Here is a 19,650-nt window from a genome sequence, read left to right on the forward strand (position 1 = left end):
GTGAGCCAAGGAGTTGTGTACACACCTTGTCTTCCTAAGACCGCTTGGCCTCCGACTTCCCGCGGAGCGGGTACCACATCGCTGCGCGATGTGCAAGCGAACCCCCGTGCTGCGCACGGGGGTTGCGTTCGCGCTCCGCGCGAACGCTGACGCGAGGCTGCGCCTCACGCTCAATCTCGGTGCTGCGCACCGAGATTGACAGTCCGTTCGCTGCGCTCCCGGACTGGCGGGACTGCGTCCCGCTACCAGGCTTCCGCTTCGCTCCAGCCTGGCCGGCGGGTCCGCTGCGCTCCCCCGCCTGACGGTCCCTCCGGCTGCGCCTCCAGGACCTTTCGGCCCGCTGCCGCGGGCCAGCTGGCTACAAGCGAGGGTGGATCTTGCCTGGTGTTCTGCGCATCTGGTGACAGTCCGTCACCAGATGCGCAGAACAAGGGTCAACGTCTGCGGGCCCAACCGGTCCCGACCCCGGCCATATGCAGAGCCAGACACATCAGCCCCAGCAACATGACGTTCGTCGAAGAGAACACATCGTTGGTACTGATGTCCGCCGCGTTGATCAAAAACGCAACGAAGAACAACACCGCCGCGACTATGCCAACCATGAAACGAACTCCTCTCAAGGGGGTGAAGCCCGTATGCCCCGGCTTCGCCCCCGCAGACATGAGCGGAGGAGGTCCAAGTCGCGCTTCGCGCGGCCCGGGACTGGCAGCAAGAAGGGGACGGCGGGCACGGTACGCGTACCTCTGGTCTGGTCACCCTTGGTCTCGCGGCCCGGTCCGCCCCTCGAAATCGCGTCGCACTCCCGCACCTTGGTCTTCGACCAGACCTGCCTCGTCAGGAAGGTCCAGAACGGTGCCGCAGTGCTTGCACAGTCTCCCGTCTTCGGCCGGCGTGCCACACGCTTTGCAGAACCGGTTGCCCATCTCGTCCTCAGTCTTCTGTGTCATGGCGCTCCAAGGCAGGGCGGACAATGAGAGAAGGGGAGTACCCATCGGCTCGGTGCTGATTCGTCAGGGCTGATGTTGGTTCGGAAGAAGCATGCTTCGTTTTGAGTGTGCGATAGACTCTGGAATCAGGTGGCTCCGGGTCTGTGGGTATCAGGAGGCGCTCCCAGCGTGATCTTCGGTTCTGGATCAGGAAGGTGAGCCTGGTTTCTCGACGAAGGGGCGGCAGCCCATCTTGCGTTGTCTGGATGCGCGTTCTCGCGCCTCGCCATGTGCAGCCCTTCGCTCAGCTTGCAGGAGAAGACAGACCGAAATGGCGATGAAAAACCTCCGTCCCCACCAGCGGGAAGCCGTGGACGCGGTACTCCGGGCACTCGAATTGCCTGCACGAGCGACTGTGCCTCCGCGGGGGCTCCGCACTCAGGTGATCATGGCGACCGGAACTGGCAAGACTCTCGTGGCCGCCCGGAGCGCCGAGGAGCTCCGGGTGGGCCGAGTGCTGGTGCTCGTGCCCTCCCTCGACCTGCTCGCCCAGACCGAAGTCGCGTGGCGCGAGACAGGCCGCACCGGGCCGATGATCGGGGTGTCGTCCCTGCGAGGTGAGGAGGTGTCCTTCCCCAACACCACGGACGTGGACGAGCTGGTCGACTGGGTACGGCCGTTCGACAAGGTCACGGTGTTCGCCACGTACGCCTCCCTCGGACTGGGCACCCTGGAACGGGCCCACGCCGCCGGCCTTCCCGGCTGGGACCTCATCGTGATCGACGAGGCGCACCGGACCTCCGGGCGGATCGGGAAGCCCTGGGCAGTCGTACACGACAACACGCGCATCCCGTCCCTGCGCCGCCTCTACATGACCGCCACGCCCCGGCTGTGGCAGCTCGACGAAGACCAGGAGCAGCAGGGTGCGCCGGGCGAACTGGTCGCGAGCATGGAGGACGACCCGGCCGGGCCGTTCGGCAGCAGGGCGTTCACGTTGACGCTCTCGGATGCCATCGACAGGGGAATTTGTGCTCCCTACCAGGTGGTGTGTGTGGACATCACCGACACCCAGCTCCAGGCCGCCCAACTGCTGGGCGAAGACGCGCGCTCCGAGCAGGTGCGCGGGGCGCGGCTCGCCGCACTGCAGACCGCCCTGGTGAAGGCATCGGCCGAGGAAGGATTCCGCCGCACGCTCGTCTTCCACCATGTCGTCCGAGAGGCCGAGGCCTTCGCGGCCGGCCTTGTGGACGTCGCCGCACAACTGCACGCCGCCGACCCCGAGCTGTACCCCAGGACGATCTCGGCCAACTGGCTGTGCGGCGATCACAAGCCGGGTCACCGGCGCCGAGTGCTGACGGAGTTCGCCGACGGGATCGCCACGGACGGCAAGGTCGTCGAGAAGGGCTACCTGGGATCCGTGAAAGTCCTGGGCGAAGGCGTAGACACCCGCAACTGTGACTCCGTGTACTTCGCCGACGTACGCGGCTCCATGCCCGATCTCGTCCAGGCCGTCGGCCGGGCGCTACGGATGCAGCCCGGCGAGGGGAAGGTCGCCTCGCTCGTGGTGCCGGTCCTGCTCGGGTCAGGTGAGACGGCGGACAACCTGGTCACCTCACGGGCGTTCGGCGGTTTGGCGAAGCTGCTGGAGGCGCTCAGGGCGCACGACGCCCGGGTCGTGGAACAGCTCGCCGAGCAACAGGCACAAAGCCGTGTCAGGGGCGTACAGAGCCGCAGCGGGCCCCAGGAAGGTGACGAAGCCGCGAGCGACCGAAGTGACCGTGGTCTGTCAGTACCGGCCAGAGAGCTGCTGAAATTCAGCACCCCCCGCGACCCCGCCCAGCTGGCCGCCTTCATCAACCTGCGCGTCCTCAACCCCGAACACCAGCACTGGCGACGCGGCATTGAAGCCGCCACCATCTACCACCGGATCCACGGCAACCTGAAAGTCCCCTTCACCTACCGCGTGCCCGACCGCAGCGACCAGGAAGCGGAAGCCGAGGGATGGCCGGCCTCCCTCGCCTCCTTCCCGCTGGGGCAATGGATCGCCGACGCCAGGCGCTTCTACACCGGCGGGCACATGGACGCCGACCGTGTCGAGCAGCTGGAGAAGCTGGGCATGGTCTGGTCGCACTTCGACGTCGCCTGGGAGGAGGGCCTGGCCGCCGCCCGCGGGTGGGCCGCCGAGACGGGCCACCTCCTGGCGCCGCTGGACGCCACCTACCAGGGGTACCGGGTGGGCATCTGGCTGAAGAACGCGCGGGCCGCCGCCCGGAAGGCCGCCGACATCGAATCGCGGCGTGCCGAAGGGCTGCCCGTGAAGTCGGCGGCCGGGGCGCTGTCGGAGGAACGGCGTGAGCAGCTCGAGGACATCGACCCCTCCTGGTGCCCGGCCTGGCCCGTGGAATGGCAACGCGCCTTCCACCTCACCCGACAGCACCTCGAGGCCGGCGGCGACCTGCCGACGGAGCCCGGCGACGTCGTACACCAGGGCGAAGACCTCGGACGGTGGGTCCGGGCGCAGCGGCTCGGCTGGGTCAAACTCACCACCGTCCAGCAGTGGATGCTGGAGCACATCCTCGGCGTCCAACCCGCCACCGAGAACGAAAAACCCAAACCACGCACCTCGCAGGCCGACAAATGGGCCCTCAACTACACCGCCGCCCGCCAGTTCTACGAGCGTGAGGGGCACCTTCGCGTACCTCGCAAGCACATCGAGACGATCGTCGTCGCTGGCGGGAATGGGGAGGCGGACGGCCGCGAGGACAATGAGGGCCAGGAGGTACGACAGCTTCGGCTTGGGGCATGGATCAGCAACCAACGCTCACGCGCCGAGACCCTCTCCCCCGAGCGCATGGAACAGCTCTCCAACATCGGCATGCGCTGGACATAACCATGGGAGGGACACCACATGGTGTCCCTCACAGCGGGCGAGAAGCAGTAGCGTCGCCAGGAGAGTCTCTGGAGCCCTCGCGACCGCGGCGTCGGCCAGCGCCGACGTGTGCGGGAAACGGTCCAACAGCGCCAGAGCGTCGAACACCGCCCGCTCATGCCTTCCACCGAGGGGCGCACCGGCGCCGGCACTCCCGTCACCCTCTTCCGACTCGCTGGCACTTCGCCAAGCGCCATCCCGCGCCCTGAGCCGCCATCGCCTGCCCGGTGTAAGCCACCGCCTGCACCTACGACGTCCGCACCAGCCGCGTCCCTGCCTGGCAGCACCACGCCCGCCACTCCGCGCGCTCTTCCCCACCGGCAACCCGACGGCCGACGGCAAAGGGGGACGCGGCCGTCGGCACGCAGCAGTACCCGGCACGGCGCCCCCCTTACTGCGGCCAAGGGCGGACGTGTGCGCTGGCCGCACCGATCGCCGCTCTCGCCGCCCGTTCGACCAGCGAGATCCCGCGTTGCATCGACGCGTTGCCGCTGCTGAGGACCGAGACCAGGTACCGGTGTCCATGCACCGTGATCTGACCAACGCTGTTGATGACCCACAGATCGGTTGTGCTGCGTTGGAGCCAGCCGTTCTTGAGGGCCCATCGGGAGCCTCGGGAGCCGGCCGCGGACACTCCCCAGTCCTGGTCCCGCGCAATCTGGCCTATCAGGCCTTGGATGTAGGCACGGGACGCCTGGCTCAGCCCTTCGGGCGAGCGGTCGGAGGCCACCGGCCCCCGGGAGAAGACCGCGCGCAACAGTTTGACCTGGTCCGTCGCTGTGGTCTGGGTGAGCCCCCACCTCATGCCGGGACCGCCCTGTGTCGAGGAAAGCCCCAGCCGTTCGTTCGCCGTGTCGAGGCCTTCCGCCCCACCGATCGCCCGCCACAGCACGTTCGTCGCCTCATTGTCGCTCGTCCGGATCATCGCCTCGGCATTGCAGCGCTCTGCGGCTGTCAGCTCGCGGTCCTCGTCCTGCGCCTGGAGCAGCTGCGCCGCGAGGATGCCCACCTTGATGATGCTCGCCGTGTCGAACATCGCGTCCTGCCCGTACGACGCGATCTCCTGGTCGGCGCTGTCCATGTCGAGCACCGCTACCGCCAGCCGCGTGTCGCCGCCCGGCAGGATTGGCCTGAGCGCCCTCGCGAGACGCGCTCCGCGGTTCACGTGCGGCGGTGCCATCAGCCCGTGTGCCGGCGCCTCCGCGCGTGCCGTGCGCGCCTGCCCCTCGTAGGGTGTGCCGGCGGCGGAACAGGCGGCGAGCGACGCCAAGGCTGCTGTGGCGGCGCAGACCCTCAGCGTGTGCGCTCGGAGGTCGCGCGACCTGTGCGTCCGGGTCTGTCCGTCGGGCATGGCGGTGCAGGCCTCCGTGTTCCTTTGAAGAGAGACGGTGAGCAAACCAAGGGCAGGGCCACGCTCCTCATCCTTCAAGCCGCGCCCAGCCCCGGCCAGCCCAGCCAGCCACACCTTCCCCCATCCGGGGAACACCCCCCCACGCGGACGGGCGTCGATCGCTACCCACGCGGCGGCACACACCCCGCCCGGCTCAGCGAGCGAGAACACCCCGGCCTGACGCGCCGTTACTGACACCACTCCACTGACACCAAACCGGCACGTCGCAGCATGATCTGGTCGCTCGCGGATGAACGGTTCCAGGAGAACCTGGAAGCCGCCAAGGCGTACTACGAGGTGCACCGGACCCTGTGCGCGCCGAGGTCGGCGACGGCCTTGGACCGGCCTGTAGGGCAATGACTGTCCGACCTTCGCCGGCCCGGCGCCCTGGACGGCCACCCCAAGTGGAAAGCCGCACTGGAGGTGGTGGACTCGGTGTGCGACATCATGGAGCTGAACGACGAGGATTTGCGGATGGACCAGCGGATGCAGGGCTGGCCGAGCTTGATCGGGCGGGTGGTGGCCGTCTGGACGACGAAGTCCTCGTCGTCAGGGCTGAGCAGGCGGGGACGGCCTCCCGCCCACCGAGGGTCCAGACAGGCCAAGCCGATCTCATTGAACCGATGGATCACAGCCCGGACGGTGTCCTCATCGGCCTGCACCAGCTGCGCGATCACCGGCACCCGGTTGCCACCGGCCGAGGCAAGCAGCATCATCGCACGCCGGTAGCGCACCGAACTGGTGCTGCCCCGGCACACTGATGGCGCTGCCGGTGCTCTTCCCTCTGCTGTGGTCCGGCGCCCTGGTGACGGACGTGAGTACGCGGCTGCTGGGCTCCGACTCCGTGGTCCACACAGCAGCCAGGGGGCCGCGATGGGACGTCTGACTCGGCCGGAGGGCCTGGCTGTCGGGGAAGAGTCCGGCTGGCGGGCAAGGTCGGGCTGACCGGTATGGTCGACGTCGCTGCCACGGAGATATGGCGCTGCTTCCTCGACGACCACGAGACCTGGGTCCCCCTGACGACCATCACGGCGCTCTGCATCGAGTTCGCCCGAGGCGCACGGTGAGAGTCCGGTCGAGCGCTGGGTGACACCGGTGGTCAGGGGGCCGTGGTCAGAGATCTTTTCGCCTGGTAACTGAGGCGTAGTCATGTGACGCTTCTCAGTGGGCTTGCAGAAGCCGTTGCACTGCGCGTCGGGCGCGTCCAGGTGCTTGCTTGTCGTGATGGAGCTGCAGGGAGTGGTTGAGAGCCAGCATGATCCCGACCAGCTCATACACCAGTTGGTCGGGATCGGTATCCGCCGGTAGGTCGCCCACGGTGATGGCGCGACGGATGTGGATGCTCAGGTCGCGGCGCCAGAGTGAGTCCAGGCCGGCGATGGCATCACGCACCGGTCCGCCGCGGCCATCGAACTCCGCCGCCACGGCGGTGAAGAAGCAGCCGCCGGGCAGCAACTCCCGTTCCAGATACGACACCCATGCCTCACACAACGTGCTCAGGTGCGCCAGTCCCGGCGGCACGCCCCGGGCGCGCTGCGGCACCTCGCGGGCGAACATCTCCGCCGCGGCGTCGACGACGGCGAGTTGCAGGCCTTCCTTCGTGCCGAAGTGGCCGAGCACGCCGGCCTTGCTCATCGCCAGTTCGGTTGCCAGCCGGCCGATGGTCAGCCCCTCCAGGCCATCCACGGATGCGAGAGTCAGACCACGGTCAACGATGCGCTGACGGGTGCGGCTGGCCTCAAGGACGGAGTTGCGAGGACTCATGACAAGGCATGGTAGCCGCTCAACACCCCTTTAGCTTCCGACCGATCGGTTGCTATATTCCGGCGGGCACTGCCCGACCTGCCACGCAGTCCCACCGAGGAGAGCTCGATGCCGGGAACCCGTATCACCGCAATGGGCCACCATCAGCCGTCCCGCATGCTGAGCAATGCGGACCTGGAGCAGCTTGTGGACACCAGCGACGACTGGATCCGCCAGCGCACCGGGATCGCCACCCGCAGGGTCGCGGGCGAGGACGAGTCCGTCACCGACATGGCCGCAGCCGCCGCGGCGAAGGCCCTGGCCACCTCAGGCCTTGCACCGGCAGAGATCGGCTTGGTGACGGTCGCGACCTGCTCCGCCGTTGACCGCTGCCCCTCCATCGCGGCCCAGGTCGCCGCTCGCCTGGAAGTCCCGTCCGCCGTCTGCTTCGACCTGAACAACGGCTGCGCCGGCTTCACCACGGCCCTGGCCTGCGCGGATCACTCACTCAAGGCGGGAGCGGCCCGGCACGCCCTCGTCATCGGCGCCGAAAAGATGTCCGACGTCACCGACTGGAGTGACCGCAGCACCTGCGTTCTCCTGGGCGACGGCGCGGGCGCAGCCCTGATCAGTTCAAAGGAGGCGGGCCACGAGGGCATCGGCCCCGTCGTCTGGGGCTCCGACCCGACCCGCGGGAACGCAGTGCGGCTGCAGGACGCCTGGCAGCCGAAGTTCGCCCAAGAGGGCCAGACGGTCTTCCGCTGGGCCACCAGCGAGCTGCCCGCCATCGCCGAGGACACCTGTCACCGTGCCGGCATCGCCACCACCGACCTCGCCGCAGTCGTCACCCACCAGGCCAACCTGCGGATCATCGAGGCACTGACCCGACGCCTCGCACTGCGCGATGACGTCCTGATCGCCCGGGACGTCGTCGACTCGGGCAACACCTCCGCCGCCTCAGTCCCGCTCGCGCTGTCCAAGCTCGTCGAGCGCGGCGAGGTACCCGCCGGCGCCCCCGTGCTGCTGTTCAGCTTCGGCGGAGGCCTGTCCTGGGCCGGCCAGGTCATCACCTGCCCCTGAGAGGCCAACCGATGCTCTACTCCCTCGCCCGACTCTTACTCGCCCCGCTACTGCGACTGATCTACCGGCCCGTCATCCGCGGCCGCGGGAACGTCCCGCGGCGCGGCCCGGTCATACTCGCCAGCAACCACTTGTCGTTCATCGACAGCATCGTCATCGCGCTCCTGGCCCCGCGCCCGGTCCACTTCCTCGCCAAGGACGAATACTTCACCGGCACCGGAGTCAAAGGCGCTCTCACACGCCTCTTCTTCACCGCCTTCGGATGCATCCGCGTCGACCGCCGAGCACACCGCAGCGCTCAGGCATCGCTGGGCGCAGCCGAACAGGTCCTGACCAGCGGCCGCGCCTTCGGTATCTACCCCGAAGGAACCCGCTCCCTCGACGGCCGCCTCTACCGCGGACGAACCGGTGTCGCCTGGCTCGCCCTGGCGACCGGAGCCCCCGTCGTGCCTGTGGCCCTGACAGGCACCGACCGCCTCCAGCCCGTGGGCCAGCGCCTGCCCCGCTACCACCGCATCACCGTGGAGTTCGGCACGCCACTTCACTGCATCCCGTCCCAGCCCGAAATGCGCCCAGCTCAAGCCCGGCGGGCCGCTACAGACAAGATCGTCCAGGCGATCGGCGACCTGTCCGGACAGGAATACGCCCAGGTCTATGGGAGGACGCCGGAAGCGGGGCCCCGTCACACATGAACCACATCGAGCGGAGCGCCGTGGTCGGAGTCTGAGTGACCCAGGCCACTCACACTTCAATGGCACACACTCATCGGCCAATGACACAGGACAAGGGCACCGTCCACAGCCGCGGCCGACACTCTGCCCAGCGGCACAAAGGGTCGCGGCGGGCGTCGCCTGCATGTGGCTGTTGGGGGCCACCGCCATGGCCCGGCCCTGGCACCAACCCTTCGTGTGGGGTGCCGTCGCCGTAGGGTGCGCGGTGGTGCAGGCTGTGGCGCTGTGGGTGCTGCACGGCGAACCCAAGGACGACGGTGGGACTGTGACGACCTGCGCATCATCGACGCTGTCACCCACCACGGCCCCTACGGCGTCGCCGAATACCATGGCCGCCCGGCAGACCGTGCCTGGAAGGGGTCCGGCTGCGTCGCTCGCAAAGACAGTCTGGCCTCCAGGTTCCATGTGTCGAACTGGAGGAACTCGCATGAGAGCCGCTGTCCGACTTGCACGGCGTCGGAGGCTGCTCCGATGCGCCGCCAGGACAGTTCGGGGACCGTGATGAACCCGACGCCGGGGAAGACCGGATGGTCGGGGCCGTCGTCCAGAGCTACGAATACGCCGAACCGTTCGATCACTGTGACGGTGCCGGAAAGGAACTCACCACAGTGCAGTGATTCCAGGAACGTCCAGAGTTCTGGGTTCTCACACCGTCCGCCCATCATGCTCCCAGCCTTTCACGAGGAGCTGTGCTGGGCGGCAGGTGCGGTCACGCTGCGGCCTTGAAGAGAAGGTCAGTTCTGGGAACGCTGGACGGCCGCTTGCCCGCAGGAGCATCAGCGAGTTTCAGCAACACTCGAAGCCAGCGTCTGCAAGGAGGCTGGGCGGGTGGCCAGTCAATCCAGCAGCGGCGAGACCACGGCCCGCAGTTGCTCGATGTGCTGGTAGTGCACGCCGGTCGCGCCGGCTGCCTGGGCTGCGGTGACATGGCCAGCGGTGTCATCGACGAACAGACAACGCTTGAGATGGGCCCCGACCCGCTGGGCGGCTATGTCGAAGACCCGTCGGTCGGGCTTGGCCACCCCGATCCGGGCTGTGTTGATCACTGCGTCGAACGCCTCGTCCAGCCCGATCGCGGCAAGATATGCCTCCAGCCGGGTGGTTGCGTTGGAAACCAAGACCACCGGCACCCTCGTGCGAAGCGCGGCTAGCAGCTCCACAACGTCAGTGTCGACTCGGCCGGTGAGTCCGCTCCATGCCTTGACGAGCTCCCGGGCCTGCTCAGGTGATCCGCAGACCGGAGCCAGGACCTGGGCGACCTGGCGCCGCCACTGTTCGTCGCTCAGACGCCCCGTAACGGCTGCCTGGAGAAGATCACCATCGAACGCCGCTGCTGCCAGCGTGCCCTCGGTCAGGCCCCAGGCCCGGTCCAGCGAGTTGATCCCGTCGGGATCCCACAGGTGAACGACTCCATCGAAGTCGCACAGCACCGCGTCAAACGGCAGCGTGTCCATGAACGGCGATCATGCCATCTGCCAGATCAACCGCCAACGCCGTTCAGAACGGTGGTTCTGTGCGCAGCGGTAGGGATACGCGCGCGGTGCGCATCTTGCTGGATTCGCCGTATCCCCAGGGCGACACGACGCATCGTCACTGCGCACTGACCGCGCCGGTGGGCATCATTCGGGTGCGCCGGGGCCCTGGCCGGTGCGGGGCTGGTGCGGGCGGTGCGCACTCTGCTCGTCTGGCTGGTGCACGCGCGGCGTGCCACCCCGATCCTGGTGCGCAGGCTCCGGGGCCCGGTGCGCAGGCTTGCGCACCCGTCGGCGCGCCTCGTCTCCGACGGTGGCGAACGCCGCGCCTATCCGGCGGATCTGCTCGGGGGCCCGCTCCACTGCCTCCAGGTCGGTGCGCAGGGCCGCCAGGTCGACCGCCGGGCGGGCCGCCGTGGGCGGCTGCTCCTAGGGGAAAAGGAGCAGCTGCTTGTGCGGCGCGGTCGTCTGACTCACGGTCGGCTCGTGCAGAGGGCGGACGGTGCGGCCCGCGGTGCACAGCCGGGCGGTGAGGACGCGCGCGGCGATGACGGCGCGGTCGTGGCGCAGCGGCACGCGCGGGATGTCCCACTCCCCCGGCTGAAGCGGCAGGAAGGACCCGGCCGGGTCGGCGGCCGGCTTCCTCTCCCGGGCAGGTTCGGGCGGTCGGGATCCGGGCGCGCGGCGGGTCGGTGGGTGCCCAACGTGCTGTGTAGAGGCGGTAGCCGAGTGTCTCGCCGCGCTCGGTGCGGGCCTCGGTGATGTCGGTGCAGTGCGCGGCGAGGCGCAAGTGGGCGCCGCTGTTCGCCGACGCGCCGCTCAGCCTCGCGGCGTTCTTCGTCGGCGATCCATTTGCGGATGCAGGCCAGGTCGCGTTCCTGCACGCGCTCCAGGAAACGGAGCAGCGCGAGTCGCGACGCCACTCCTGAATCGTTCATAGGTTCCATTTTATGATCGTGGAGCCATACAGCCCACTCCCACCCCGCGGAGCAGGCATGAACCACGAGGAGACCGCCCGCAAGCTGGGCGTCGCCCCGGCCTCCCTCTCCCCTGTCCCACCCGCGCCCTGCTTCGCCCAGACCTGGGCGCGAATGCAGCAGGAGCCGCCCTGCTCCGCCTGCGGCCGGCCGTCCCGCACCAGCAGCCTGATCCACGACCGGGACCACGGGCCCCGCTGGTTCGACCGATGCCGCGAGCGCTTCCTCGCCACACCCCGACGCTGCGTGTGCCGCCGGCGCGGTTCCTCGAGGAGCTGCGCGCGTTCGCGGCCGACGCGCGGCTGCCGCTGCGCACCTACACCGACGAGGACGGGTGGGAAGGTGAGTGACGTGGACGACGAACGGTTCCACCTCGTCCTGACGGCGGGCGGTCGGCCCGTGATGCGCGGCTGGCGGGGCAAGCAGCCCACGGCCGAGCACCAGTACCTGTCATGTATCGGCTCGTGGGGCAGCATCGATGACGCCCGGGTCGTTCTGACCGAGCGCACCGACGATGGCGAGCGAGTGCTCGCGAGCTGGCCGGAGGGCTCGTAGGTCAGCCGCCGCAAGGTCCGGGTGGCGTGCGGCCTTCTTCACGTCCGCCTCAACCTGGCGGCGCGGCGTGCCCTGCTCCTCCGCATGATCCGTAATGGCGGCCTGGACGTCGCCGGCGAGGTCGCGCCAGGTCCGCCACGCGGTTTCCCACGAGGTCCGCTGCTCGCCGGTTCACACGGTCTGGGTAGGTGGACCGTGCTGGTCCTAAAGCTGTTCGACGACGGTGTGTGCCTCATCGGCGGCGCGCTGCATCTGCACAAGCTCTTCGAAGGTTTGCGTCCGCGCGCCCGTGGGTCAGCTCGTGCCAGGACAGGGCCCTCCACGACGACATGAGAGCCGTTTTCCAGGGCATAGCGGCCCAGATCGCCGACCAGTCACAACGCGGGCGGCATCGGACTCGGCGGGCGGTGACGATGGCCGCGCGGTTGGTGTTGAGGCAGTCGGCCAGTTCGGGCTGGGCCTCGCGGGCGGCGGCACCGAACGGCGTCAGGGCCCTGCACGAAGGCCAGGGGGTACCCGGCCTTTAGTGCAGGGCGGATCAACGGGGAGGAGCGTATCCAGGCGTAGTCATGTGCGGCCGCCGACGTCAGGCACGACCGTGTGGCCCGCCACCAGTGACAAGGGCCCGTGCGGGCTTTGCGCCGGAAGGCAGGTCCTGTTCTCACCGTCGCGCAGACGCGGACGCTGGGGGGTTGAGGCTGGTCGGTCGGGTCCGGAGCACGACCTCGACCGATGACAGCGCGAAACGCACGGCGCCGGTGAGGACGGCGTCGTCGCCCAGGGCGGAAAGGTGCCAGCGCGGCGGGTCGACGAGCAGGCCGTCGGCGTGGTGTTGGGCCGCGGTCAGCAGGGTTTTCGCCGCGGGAAGCAGGGCGGGGTCGGGGAAGAGCCCGGTGCCGAGGACGACCAGGGCCGGGTCGAGGGCGAGAAGGACCGGGGCCAGGCCCTCGGCCAGCCGTCGCCCGTACGCCTCGACGGTGGCGACCGCGTCGGGGTCGGATGCGGCCGCGTCACGGATGGTGCCGGCGGGCAGTGGATCGAGGCCGGGGCGGTCGGCCGGGCCGCCGCCGGAGAAGCGGATGAAGCCGATTTCGCCGGCCGCGCCGTGGTGGCCGCGCAGCAGGCGGCCGCCGGTGATGACGCCGGAGCCGAGGCGTTCGCCGAGCAGGACGAAGACCATCTCCCCGGTCGGGGGGTCGGGCGCCGTCCTGTGGGCCGTTGCCTCGGCCGTTGCCCCGACCCCGCGCCACTGTTCGCCGAGCGCGGCCAGGTTGGCGTCGTTCTCGACGGCCACCGGACAGCCGAGAAGGTCGCGGAGGACGCCCGCGATGTCCACCTCGGTCCATGTGTGAAGGTTGTCCGCCTGGCGGACGCGGGTGTTGTTCCGGTCGACCAGACCGGGGGTGCCGAGCGTGGCCGCCCACACCCGGGCAACGGGCACGTCCGCCCGGTCCAGGGCGGCCCGGATCGCCGAGGTCGCCACCCGCGCGCGGGCCGGGCCCGGGAGGTCGGCGCGGACCGCGCGGCGCTCGACGGCGACCGGTTCGCCGTCGAGGTCGGCCAGGCAGGCGGTGACGGACCGCGGCCGCACGTCGACGCCTACGACGAACCCCGCATGGGGCTGGAAGCGGAAACGGCGGGCCGGGCGGCCGGGGGAGCGCTGGCCCCGGGCGGACGGAGCGGAGGCGACATCGATCAGGCCGCGGGCGACGAGTTCCTCCACGATCGCCTCGACGGTCGGGCGGGACAGGCTGGTTGCTCCGGCCAGCTCGGACAGCCGGGGGTGCGGGTCGGCGGAGCGGACGACGGCGAGCACGGCCGCCGCGTTCGTGGCACGCAGGTCGGCCACACCCACGACCGAGGGGACCGCCGTCGGCGGGCCCGGCTCCGTGGCACCGCTGAGCGGCCAGAGGGCGTCCGGCTCCGATGTGGTCAAGGGTCGACCTCCTGCTGTCGGCAACAGCCTTCACTCTGCTCTTGACGCGCCGTGGCCTGAACTCGATTATGAAACGCAACTGCTTTATTAAACCACTCGGCGCCCGCACCTGGCCACACCTGCCCGCGCCGCCCGCACCTCCATGGCACTCGCCCGCGCAGCACCCCCTCTCCCGCCGTTCCAGGAGCCCGCCATGAGTCACGTTCCCGCTCCGCCGTCCAGACGCTCGTTCCTCGCTGCCGCCGCAGGCTCCTCCCTGCTCGTCGCGTGCGGCAGCTCCCTCACCCCCGGCGCCAAGTCCACCGACGCGGCCGGCGCGTCTGCCGTCTCCACGGCCGTACCCACCGGCAAGATCACTCTGGTGGTCGCCGACGCGGACGACACCACCATGACCCCCGGCCTGCTCGCGGCGTTCCGGGAGAAGTACCCCAACGTCACCTTCAAGCGCCAGTACACCGGTTGGGACGACTACCTCAAGAGCATCAACACCACGATGTCGGCCGACTCCGCCCCCGACATAGCCCAGTTCGTCTCCGGCATGAACAACCTGGTCAAGGGACGCCTGCTGCTCGACGTCGGCGGCTACGGCAAGGCCTACGGCTGGTCGCGCAGGTTCCCGGGCCTGGACCAGATCACCTTCAGCGCCGACGGCGCGACGGCCGGCACCGGTGCCCTGTACGGCGTGCCCGGCGGGCTGTCGTTCGAGGGCGTCTACTGCAACAAGGCCAAGGTGCGGAAACTGGGCCTGACCGTGCCGCCGGCCACGCTGGCCGAGTTGGAGGCCCTGTTCGCCAGGGCCAAGGCCGCCGGGGAGACCGCGCTCGTCGCGGGCAACCTCGACGGCGGCCTCAACCATCCGTTCAACGTGCTGCTGTCGGTCCATCTGAAGCCGGAGGACCGCGAGGCGTGGGCGTTCGGCCGCAAGGGCGCCAAGATCACCGGGCCCGAGGCGGTGACGGCCGCGACGACCCTCAGACGCTGGGTCGACCAGGGCTACGTCACCCCCAAGGTCAACGGCACCAGCGACAACGACGCCACCGCCGCGTTCGCCAGGGGCGAGGGCGTCTTCCGGATCAGCGGCAACTGGGCCGCCGCCGCGGTCGGCAAGGGCCTCGGTGAGGACGCCGCTCTGTTCAACATGCCGCCGATCACCCAGGGCGGCCCCCTGCGCACCACCGGAGCCGGTGTCTACTACTGCGTCTCCAGCAAGTCGAAGAACCCGGCCGCCGCAGCAGCCTTCCTCGACTTCTGCGCCACCCGACAGGCCTCCGCCGTCACCGCCGAGGCCGGCTTCATGGCACCCGACGCCGGCGCGATGCCGCAGCCAAGCGGCCTGCTCGGGGACGTACGGACCGGCTGGCAGGCCATCGTGAAGGACTCCGGGCTCCAGCCGTTCATCCAGAACGCCTCCACCCCCACGATGCCCGACACCCTCACCACACAGCTCCAGCTGCTCGCCGGCGGCAAGATCGGCGCCGAGCAGTTCCTCGCCGCCCTCCAGGCCGACTTCGACCAGTTCCACTCCTGACCGGCCCGGCCCGCGACATGACGACAACCACCACGCCCCGACGCACAGCGCGCCCCGTCCGCAAGGACACCGGCCCGCCGCCCCGCTCGCCGAGCACGACCCGCAGGCGCCGCCGCGCCGTGGCGCTGGGGTACGTCCTGCCGGCGCTGCTGCCGTACACCCTGTTCGCGGTCCTGCCGGCCCTGCACACCGCCTACCTGTCGCTGTTCGACTGGGACGGGGTGACCCTGCCGTCCTTCACCGGCCTCGACAACTACCGCCGTGTGGCCACCGATCCGCAACTGCGGGCGGCGGCCTGGCACGCCGGGGCGCTCATCGTCTTCTTCTCCGTCCTGCCCATCACCCTCGGCCTGGTGTCGGCGGCCCTGGTCGCCCGCCGGCCGGACCGCCGCGGCACCTTTGTGATCCGTACGCTGCTCTTCCTTCCGCAGGTCGTCCCCCTGGTCGCGGTCGCCGTCATATGGCGCTGGGTGTACGCCGAGAACGGCACCCTCAACCAGGCCCTGCGCGCGGTCGGCCTCGGCCGGCTGACCGACTCGTGGCTGGGCAGCTTCACCTGGGCGCTGCCGGCCGTCGGGCTCGTGGGGACCTGGGTGGTGGCCGGGCTGTGCATGGTGCTGTTCCTGTCCGGGACACAGCGCATCGACCAGGAGATCTACGAGGCCGCACGCATGGACGGGGCCGGCCCGGTCCGCGAGTTCTGGTCGATCACCGTCCCCCTGCTGCGGCCGGAGATGGCGGTCGCCCTGTCGATCACCGTGATCGCCGCCCTGTCCAGCTTCGACCTGATCTACATCACCACCGGTGGCGGCCCCGGAAACAGCACCGTGGTGCCCGGCATCCTCATCTACCGGCTGGCCTTCGGCGGCGGTGCCGTGGGCCTGGCCAGCGCGCTGGCGGTGGTCCTGACACTGGTCATCTCGGTGGCCGTCGTCGTCATCAACCGTCTGGCCAGGGAGCGTTCATGACAGCATCGCCTCCTCCTGGTAGCCGTCCACGGCGTGCACGTCAGCGACGTGACGTCGCCGCGCCCGCCGTACTGACACTCTTCGTGGCCGCCGTACTCGTCCCGTTCCTGTCCCTGCTCCTGGCATCCCTGCAGCCCGCGGGGACGCCGCTGACCGGGCTGGCCTGGCCGCACGGCATCCACCTGGAGAACTTCGTCCACGCCTGGTCCGCCGCGGGGTTCGGCCCGCTGCTGCGCTCCAGCGCCGTGATCGCGCTCGCCGTCGTCCCCGCGGCCGTGGTGTGCGCCACCCTGGCCGGGTACGCGCTGGCCACCATGGACGTCCCCGGCGGCGGCAAACTCTACGGCTACCTCCTGCTGGGGCTGTCCATCCCGACCGAGGTCACCGTCATCCCGCTCTACTACGACCTGCGAGCCCTCGGCCTCACCAACACGGTGCCGGGACTGGCCCTCGCCGAGATCGCCGCCTTCATGCCGTTCGGCGTGTTCTGGATGCGGGCCCACTTCGCCACCGTGCCCCGCAGCCTCATCGAAGCCGCCCGGCTGGACGGGGCCTCCTCCTGGACGACGCTGTGGCGCGTGCTCATGCCCAGCTCCCGCCCGGCCGTGACCACCCTCGGCGTCCTGTACTTCGTGTGGAGCTGGAACCAGTTCCTGCTCCCGCTGATCCTGATCCAGGACCCGGCCAAACGCACCGCCCCGGCCGGACTGGGCTTCTTCACCGGCCAGTACAACGTCGACGTCCCCCTGCTCGCCGCGGCCACGCTGATCGTGATCGCCCCGGTCGTCCTCGTCTACCTGTTCTTCCAGCGGCACTTCATCAACGGCGTGCTCAGCGGCGCCCTCAAGGGCTAGGAGACCCCCACCCGATGGCACAACTCGACGTCGCGCTGATCGGCGCCGGCGGCATAGCGCGGGCCCACCTGCCGGCCTGGACCACGCTCGGCGCCCGCGTACGCGTCTACGCCCCCGACGGGCAGGCCCCCACCCTCGCAAGCGAATTCGGCCAGGCCGCGGTCGCCTCCCGCGAGGAGGCGATCGACGGAGCGGACGTCGTCGACGTCTGCACCCCCACCGACACCCACCACGAGATCACCCTGGCCGCCGTCGCCGCCGGGGCACACGTCCTGTGCGAGAAGCCGCTGGCACTGAGCGCCGCCCACGCCGAGGAGATGGCCGCCGCGGCAGCCGCCGCCGGGGTCCGGCTCTACCCGGGGCACGTCGTGCGCTTCTTCCCCGCCTACGCCCGGCTGCACCCCCTGATCACCGGCGGCGGACTCGGCCGCATCGCGGTGGCCCGGTTCACCCGCACCGGCCGCTACCCGACCTGGAGCGGCTGGTTCGCCGACCCCACGCGCTCCGGCGGGATCCTGGTCGACCAGATGATCCACGACATGGACATCGCCCGCTGGCTGTTCGGTGAGGTCGTACGCGTCCACGCCCACCACAGCGGCCACCTCACCGCCCCGGCGCCCCAGGGCGCGGTCGCCACCGGGACCGCGGTGCTCACCCACGCCACGGGCGTCATCACCCAGATCGTCGGGGTGTGGGCACCGCCGGCCACACCCTTCCGCACGACCTTCCACATCACCGGCACCGGCGGAACGGTACGGCACGACTCGCTCGCCTCCCCCGGCCTCAGAATCGTCGGCACGGTCGGCACGAAAGCAGCGCAGGGCATCCCGGCGGGCGACTTCGGCGAGTCGCCGTACACCACCCAGATACGGGAACTCGCCGACGCATTCACCGGCGGGCCCGAGCCACGGGTCGGCGCCGTCGACGGTGTCGCGGCCGTCCGTATCGCCGCGGCCGCCGCCCAATCGGCCAGGACCGGGCGAGCAGTCGAGCTCCTCCCGCCACTCACACCCCAAGGAACAACCGCATGAAGATCGCCCTACTGTCCTTCGCCCACGTCCACGCCCAGACCTACGTCGAACTGCTGCACGGCCGCGACGACGTGGAACTGCTCACCGCCGACCCCGACGCCCCGCCGGACGACCCGCACCGGGGAGCGGCGCTGGCCCAGCGGCTGGGCGTACCGTATCTCGCCGGCTGGGACGAGGTGTTCGCGCTGCGGCCCGACGCGGTCATCGTGACCAGTGAGAACTCCCGGCACCGGCACCTGGTCGAGCGGTCCGCGGCAGCCGGCGCGCACGTGCTGTGCGAGAAGCCCCTGGCCACCACGGAGACGGACGCCCGGGCGATGATCGACGCGTGCGCCCGCGCCGGAGTCGGCCTCATGACCGCCTACCCCGTCCGGTTCGGCGCGGCCTTCACCGCCCTGCACCGCGCGGTGCAGGACGGCTCCCTCGGCCCACTCGTCAGTGTCCACGGCTCCAACAACGGCCGGAACCCCGCCGCCTCCCGGCCGTGGTTCGGTGACCGGGAGCTGGCGGGCGGCGGCGCGGTCATGGACCACACCGTGCACATCGCCGACCTGATGGACGTACTGCTCGGCGGACAACAGGCCGTGGAAGTCTACGCCCAGGCCAACGACGTCCTGGGCCCGGACATCGGTGCCGGCGTCGAGACGGCAGGGCTCGTCACCGTCCGCTACCCCGGCGGTGCCGTCGCCGCCATCGACTGCAGCTGGAGCCAGCCCAAGAACCACCCGACCTGGGGCGGCCTGACCCTGACCTGCGTGGCCGAGAAAGGGATCGTCGAGTTCGACGCCTTCCCCCGCCTGCTCGGCGGCTTCGACTCCACCACCGCCCGCCCCCGCTGGGAACCAGGCGGCGACGACCTCGACGCAGCCATGCTGGAGGAGTTCCTCGACGCCGCCCGCACCGGCCGCCGCCCCCGGCCGGACGGCGAGGCCGCACTGCGAAGCCTGCGGATCGTCCTGGCCGCCTACACATCACTGCGCACCGGCCAGCCTGTTCCCCTGCCCGACAGCAGGGAAGACAACCCCCGACAGAACCACCCGCCCGAGTGACTCGGCACTCACGGCAAGACGGGGACACAGCCCGGACCAAGGCGTTCCTCACCAGCAGCCCGACCCCAAGGGACCGCAGGACGCTCCCCACGGTACGGGCCGCCCATCGCGGCGAGACCGCTATGCGCGCATCTCCGTGCCGGAAACGAACAGAGCGCGAGGACCCCCGCGGTCTTCCCCCCAATGAGGAACCGCAACTCGCAGCACCGGCTGACCACCGACGAGGCTTACGAGACCGGCGAGCCCGGGCACGGCTTCACCGGCGAGTCCTGGCACCGGTCCACTCCCCTGTGAGCACGCACGCAAGGTCACTGTTCATCCCTCCGGCCTTCGCCGCCGCCGTCCGCGCCCGGGACGCTTCTCCAGGCACATCAGTGCTGGGAGAAGAAGAGCCTGCCGCTGCCGAGGGCCAAGGCGACCGAGATCGAAGCGTTCGTCCCGCTGGAGTGTGGACCCGATCCGCATCTGCGAGGGCTACTAC

The 19,650-nt window shown here is 70.0% G+C and carries 18 protein-coding genes and 1 pseudogene; 11 read left to right on the forward strand and 8 right to left on the reverse strand.

What is annotated here, in order from left to right; genetic code table 11:
- Positions 1–434: 434 nt before the first annotated feature.
- Positions 435–602, reverse strand: a complete 168-nt coding sequence (locus tag ABFX81_RS30795) for a hypothetical protein (RefSeq protein ID WP_086605152.1) — start codon at positions 600–602, stop codon at positions 435–437.
- 655 nt (positions 603–1,257) lie between these two features.
- Between ABFX81_RS30795 and ABFX81_RS30800 the strand changes: the two genes are divergently transcribed.
- The gene (locus tag ABFX81_RS30800; RefSeq protein ID WP_346138957.1) at positions 1,258–3,816 is read left to right on the forward strand and encodes a DEAD/DEAH box helicase; all 2,559 of its coding nucleotides are present in this window, start codon (positions 1,258–1,260) and stop codon (positions 3,814–3,816) included.
- Between the two features lie 430 nt (positions 3,817–4,246).
- On the opposite strand, the gene ABFX81_RS30805 is transcribed toward ABFX81_RS30800, so the two are convergent.
- From ABFX81_RS30805 to ABFX81_RS30820, 3 genes and pseudogenes are all read right to left on the reverse strand, one after another.
- Positions 4,247–5,125, reverse strand: a complete 879-nt coding sequence (locus ABFX81_RS30805) for a serine hydrolase (RefSeq protein ID WP_346138958.1) — start codon at positions 5,123–5,125, stop codon at positions 4,247–4,249.
- 587 nt (positions 5,126–5,712) lie between these two features.
- A pseudogene (locus ABFX81_RS30815) lies at positions 5,713–6,003 on the reverse strand (helix-turn-helix domain-containing protein); the annotation flags it as partial.
- Positions 6,004–6,406: 403 nt separating this feature from the next.
- The gene (locus ABFX81_RS30820; protein ID WP_086847092.1) at positions 6,407–7,009 is read right to left on the reverse strand and encodes a TetR family transcriptional regulator C-terminal domain-containing protein; all 603 of its coding nucleotides are present in this window, start codon (positions 7,007–7,009) and stop codon (positions 6,407–6,409) included.
- A gap of 108 nt (positions 7,010–7,117) precedes the next feature.
- Between ABFX81_RS30820 and ABFX81_RS30825 the strand changes: the two genes are divergently transcribed.
- Both ABFX81_RS30825 and ABFX81_RS30830 read left to right on the forward strand, forming a co-directional pair.
- Entirely contained in the window at positions 7,118–8,068 is a 951-nt protein-coding gene (locus tag ABFX81_RS30825; RefSeq protein ID WP_086847094.1) for a beta-ketoacyl-ACP synthase 3, read from the forward strand.
- 11 nt (positions 8,069–8,079) lie between these two features.
- Positions 8,080–8,760 carry a 1-acyl-sn-glycerol-3-phosphate acyltransferase gene (locus ABFX81_RS30830; protein ID WP_086847096.1) on the forward strand — a complete coding sequence of 227 codons (681 nt, stop codon included), beginning with the start codon at positions 8,080–8,082 and terminating at the stop codon, positions 8,758–8,760.
- A 347-nt stretch (positions 8,761–9,107) separates the two neighbouring features.
- Here the strand turns inward: ABFX81_RS30830 and ABFX81_RS30835 are convergent, their stop codons facing one another.
- The 3 genes from ABFX81_RS30835 to ABFX81_RS30845 form a co-directional block, all read right to left on the reverse strand.
- Entirely contained in the window at positions 9,108–9,464 is a 357-nt protein-coding gene (locus ABFX81_RS30835; protein WP_346138959.1) for a S1 RNA-binding domain-containing protein, read from the reverse strand.
- Between the two features lie 171 nt (positions 9,465–9,635).
- A complete protein-coding gene (locus ABFX81_RS30840) occupies positions 9,636–10,253 on the reverse strand; it encodes an HAD-IA family hydrolase (protein WP_086847098.1) in 618 nt (205 codons plus the stop codon).
- Positions 10,254–10,700: 447 nt separating this feature from the next.
- The gene (locus tag ABFX81_RS30845; RefSeq protein ID WP_346138960.1) at positions 10,701–10,847 is read right to left on the reverse strand and encodes a hypothetical protein; all 147 of its coding nucleotides are present in this window, start codon (positions 10,845–10,847) and stop codon (positions 10,701–10,703) included.
- Positions 10,848–11,032: 185 nt separating this feature from the next.
- Here ABFX81_RS30845 and ABFX81_RS30850 point away from each other — a divergent pair, with 185 nt between their 5' ends.
- From ABFX81_RS30850 to ABFX81_RS30860, 3 genes are all read left to right on the forward strand, one after another.
- Positions 11,033–11,200, forward strand: coding sequence for a hypothetical protein (locus tag ABFX81_RS30850; protein ID WP_346138961.1), 168 nt, complete (start codon positions 11,033–11,035; stop codon positions 11,198–11,200).
- Between the two features lie 257 nt (positions 11,201–11,457).
- Positions 11,458–11,598 carry a hypothetical protein gene (locus tag ABFX81_RS30855; protein ID WP_346138962.1) on the forward strand — a complete coding sequence of 47 codons (141 nt, stop codon included), beginning with the start codon at positions 11,458–11,460 and terminating at the stop codon, positions 11,596–11,598.
- Position 11,599: 1 nt separating this feature from the next.
- Positions 11,600–11,803, forward strand: a complete 204-nt coding sequence (locus ABFX81_RS30860) for a hypothetical protein (protein WP_346138963.1) — start codon at positions 11,600–11,602, stop codon at positions 11,801–11,803.
- Positions 11,804–12,464: 661 nt separating this feature from the next.
- Here the strand turns inward: ABFX81_RS30860 and ABFX81_RS30865 are convergent.
- Positions 12,465–13,739: an ROK family transcriptional regulator gene (locus ABFX81_RS30865; protein WP_346138964.1), complete on the reverse strand. Its 1,275-nt coding sequence runs from the start codon at positions 13,737–13,739 to the stop codon at positions 12,465–12,467.
- Positions 13,740–13,932: 193 nt separating this feature from the next.
- Between ABFX81_RS30865 and ABFX81_RS30870 the strand changes: the two genes are divergently transcribed.
- From ABFX81_RS30870 to ABFX81_RS30890, 5 genes are all read left to right on the forward strand, one after another.
- Positions 13,933–15,267, forward strand: coding sequence for an ABC transporter substrate-binding protein (locus ABFX81_RS30870; protein WP_346138965.1), 1,335 nt, complete (start codon positions 13,933–13,935; stop codon positions 15,265–15,267).
- 17 nt (positions 15,268–15,284) lie between these two features.
- Positions 15,285–16,235: an ABC transporter permease subunit gene (locus ABFX81_RS30875; RefSeq protein ID WP_086847107.1), complete on the forward strand. Its 951-nt coding sequence runs from the start codon at positions 15,285–15,287 to the stop codon at positions 16,233–16,235.
- A gap of 83 nt (positions 16,236–16,318) precedes the next feature.
- Positions 16,319–17,089 (forward strand): carbohydrate ABC transporter permease, encoded by a 771-nt coding sequence (locus ABFX81_RS30880; protein ID WP_346138966.1) that lies wholly within the window; start codon positions 16,319–16,321, stop codon positions 17,087–17,089.
- 14 nt (positions 17,090–17,103) lie between these two features.
- Positions 17,104–18,120: a Gfo/Idh/MocA family oxidoreductase gene (locus ABFX81_RS30885; protein ID WP_086847109.1), complete on the forward strand. Its 1,017-nt coding sequence runs from the start codon at positions 17,104–17,106 to the stop codon at positions 18,118–18,120.
- Positions 18,117–19,169 (forward strand): Gfo/Idh/MocA family protein, encoded by a 1,053-nt coding sequence (locus ABFX81_RS30890; protein ID WP_086847111.1) that lies wholly within the window; start codon positions 18,117–18,119, stop codon positions 19,167–19,169. The genes ABFX81_RS30885 and ABFX81_RS30890 overlap by 4 nt, the downstream gene beginning before the upstream one ends.
- Positions 19,170–19,650: the final 481 nt, after the last annotated feature.

This window comes from Streptomyces coeruleofuscus, from assembly GCF_039532725.1.
Classification (GTDB): Bacteria; Actinomycetota; Actinomycetes; order Streptomycetales; family Streptomycetaceae; genus Streptomyces; species Streptomyces coeruleofuscus.

Coding starts and splice junctions, on each gene's coding strand:
- ABFX81_RS30795 (WP_086605152.1), bottom strand. CDS start 602: ATGGTTGGCATAGTCGCGGCGGTGTTGTTCTTCGTTGCGTTTTTGATC.
- ABFX81_RS30800 (WP_346138957.1), top strand. CDS start 1,258: ATGGCGATGAAAAACCTCCGTCCCCACCAGCGGGAAGCCGTGGACGCG.
- ABFX81_RS30820 (WP_086847092.1), bottom strand. CDS start 7,009: ATGAGTCCTCGCAACTCCGTCCTTGAGGCCAGCCGCACCCGTCAGCGC.
- ABFX81_RS30825 (WP_086847094.1), top strand. CDS start 7,118: ATGCCGGGAACCCGTATCACCGCAATGGGCCACCATCAGCCGTCCCGC.
- ABFX81_RS30830 (WP_086847096.1), top strand. CDS start 8,080: ATGCTCTACTCCCTCGCCCGACTCTTACTCGCCCCGCTACTGCGACTG.
- ABFX81_RS30835 (WP_346138959.1), bottom strand. CDS start 9,464: ATGATGGGCGGACGGTGTGAGAACCCAGAACTCTGGACGTTCCTGGAA.
- ABFX81_RS30840 (WP_086847098.1), bottom strand. CDS start 10,253: ATGGACACGCTGCCGTTTGACGCGGTGCTGTGCGACTTCGATGGAGTC.
- ABFX81_RS30850 (WP_346138961.1), top strand. CDS start 11,033: ATGTCGGTGCAGTGCGCGGCGAGGCGCAAGTGGGCGCCGCTGTTCGCC.
- ABFX81_RS30855 (WP_346138962.1), top strand. CDS start 11,458: ATGCCGCGAGCGCTTCCTCGCCACACCCCGACGCTGCGTGTGCCGCCG.
- ABFX81_RS30870 (WP_346138965.1), top strand. CDS start 13,933: ATGAGTCACGTTCCCGCTCCGCCGTCCAGACGCTCGTTCCTCGCTGCC.
- ABFX81_RS30875 (WP_086847107.1), top strand. CDS start 15,285: ATGACGACAACCACCACGCCCCGACGCACAGCGCGCCCCGTCCGCAAG.
- ABFX81_RS30885 (WP_086847109.1), top strand. CDS start 17,104: ATGGCACAACTCGACGTCGCGCTGATCGGCGCCGGCGGCATAGCGCGG.
- ABFX81_RS30890 (WP_086847111.1), top strand. CDS start 18,117: ATGAAGATCGCCCTACTGTCCTTCGCCCACGTCCACGCCCAGACCTAC.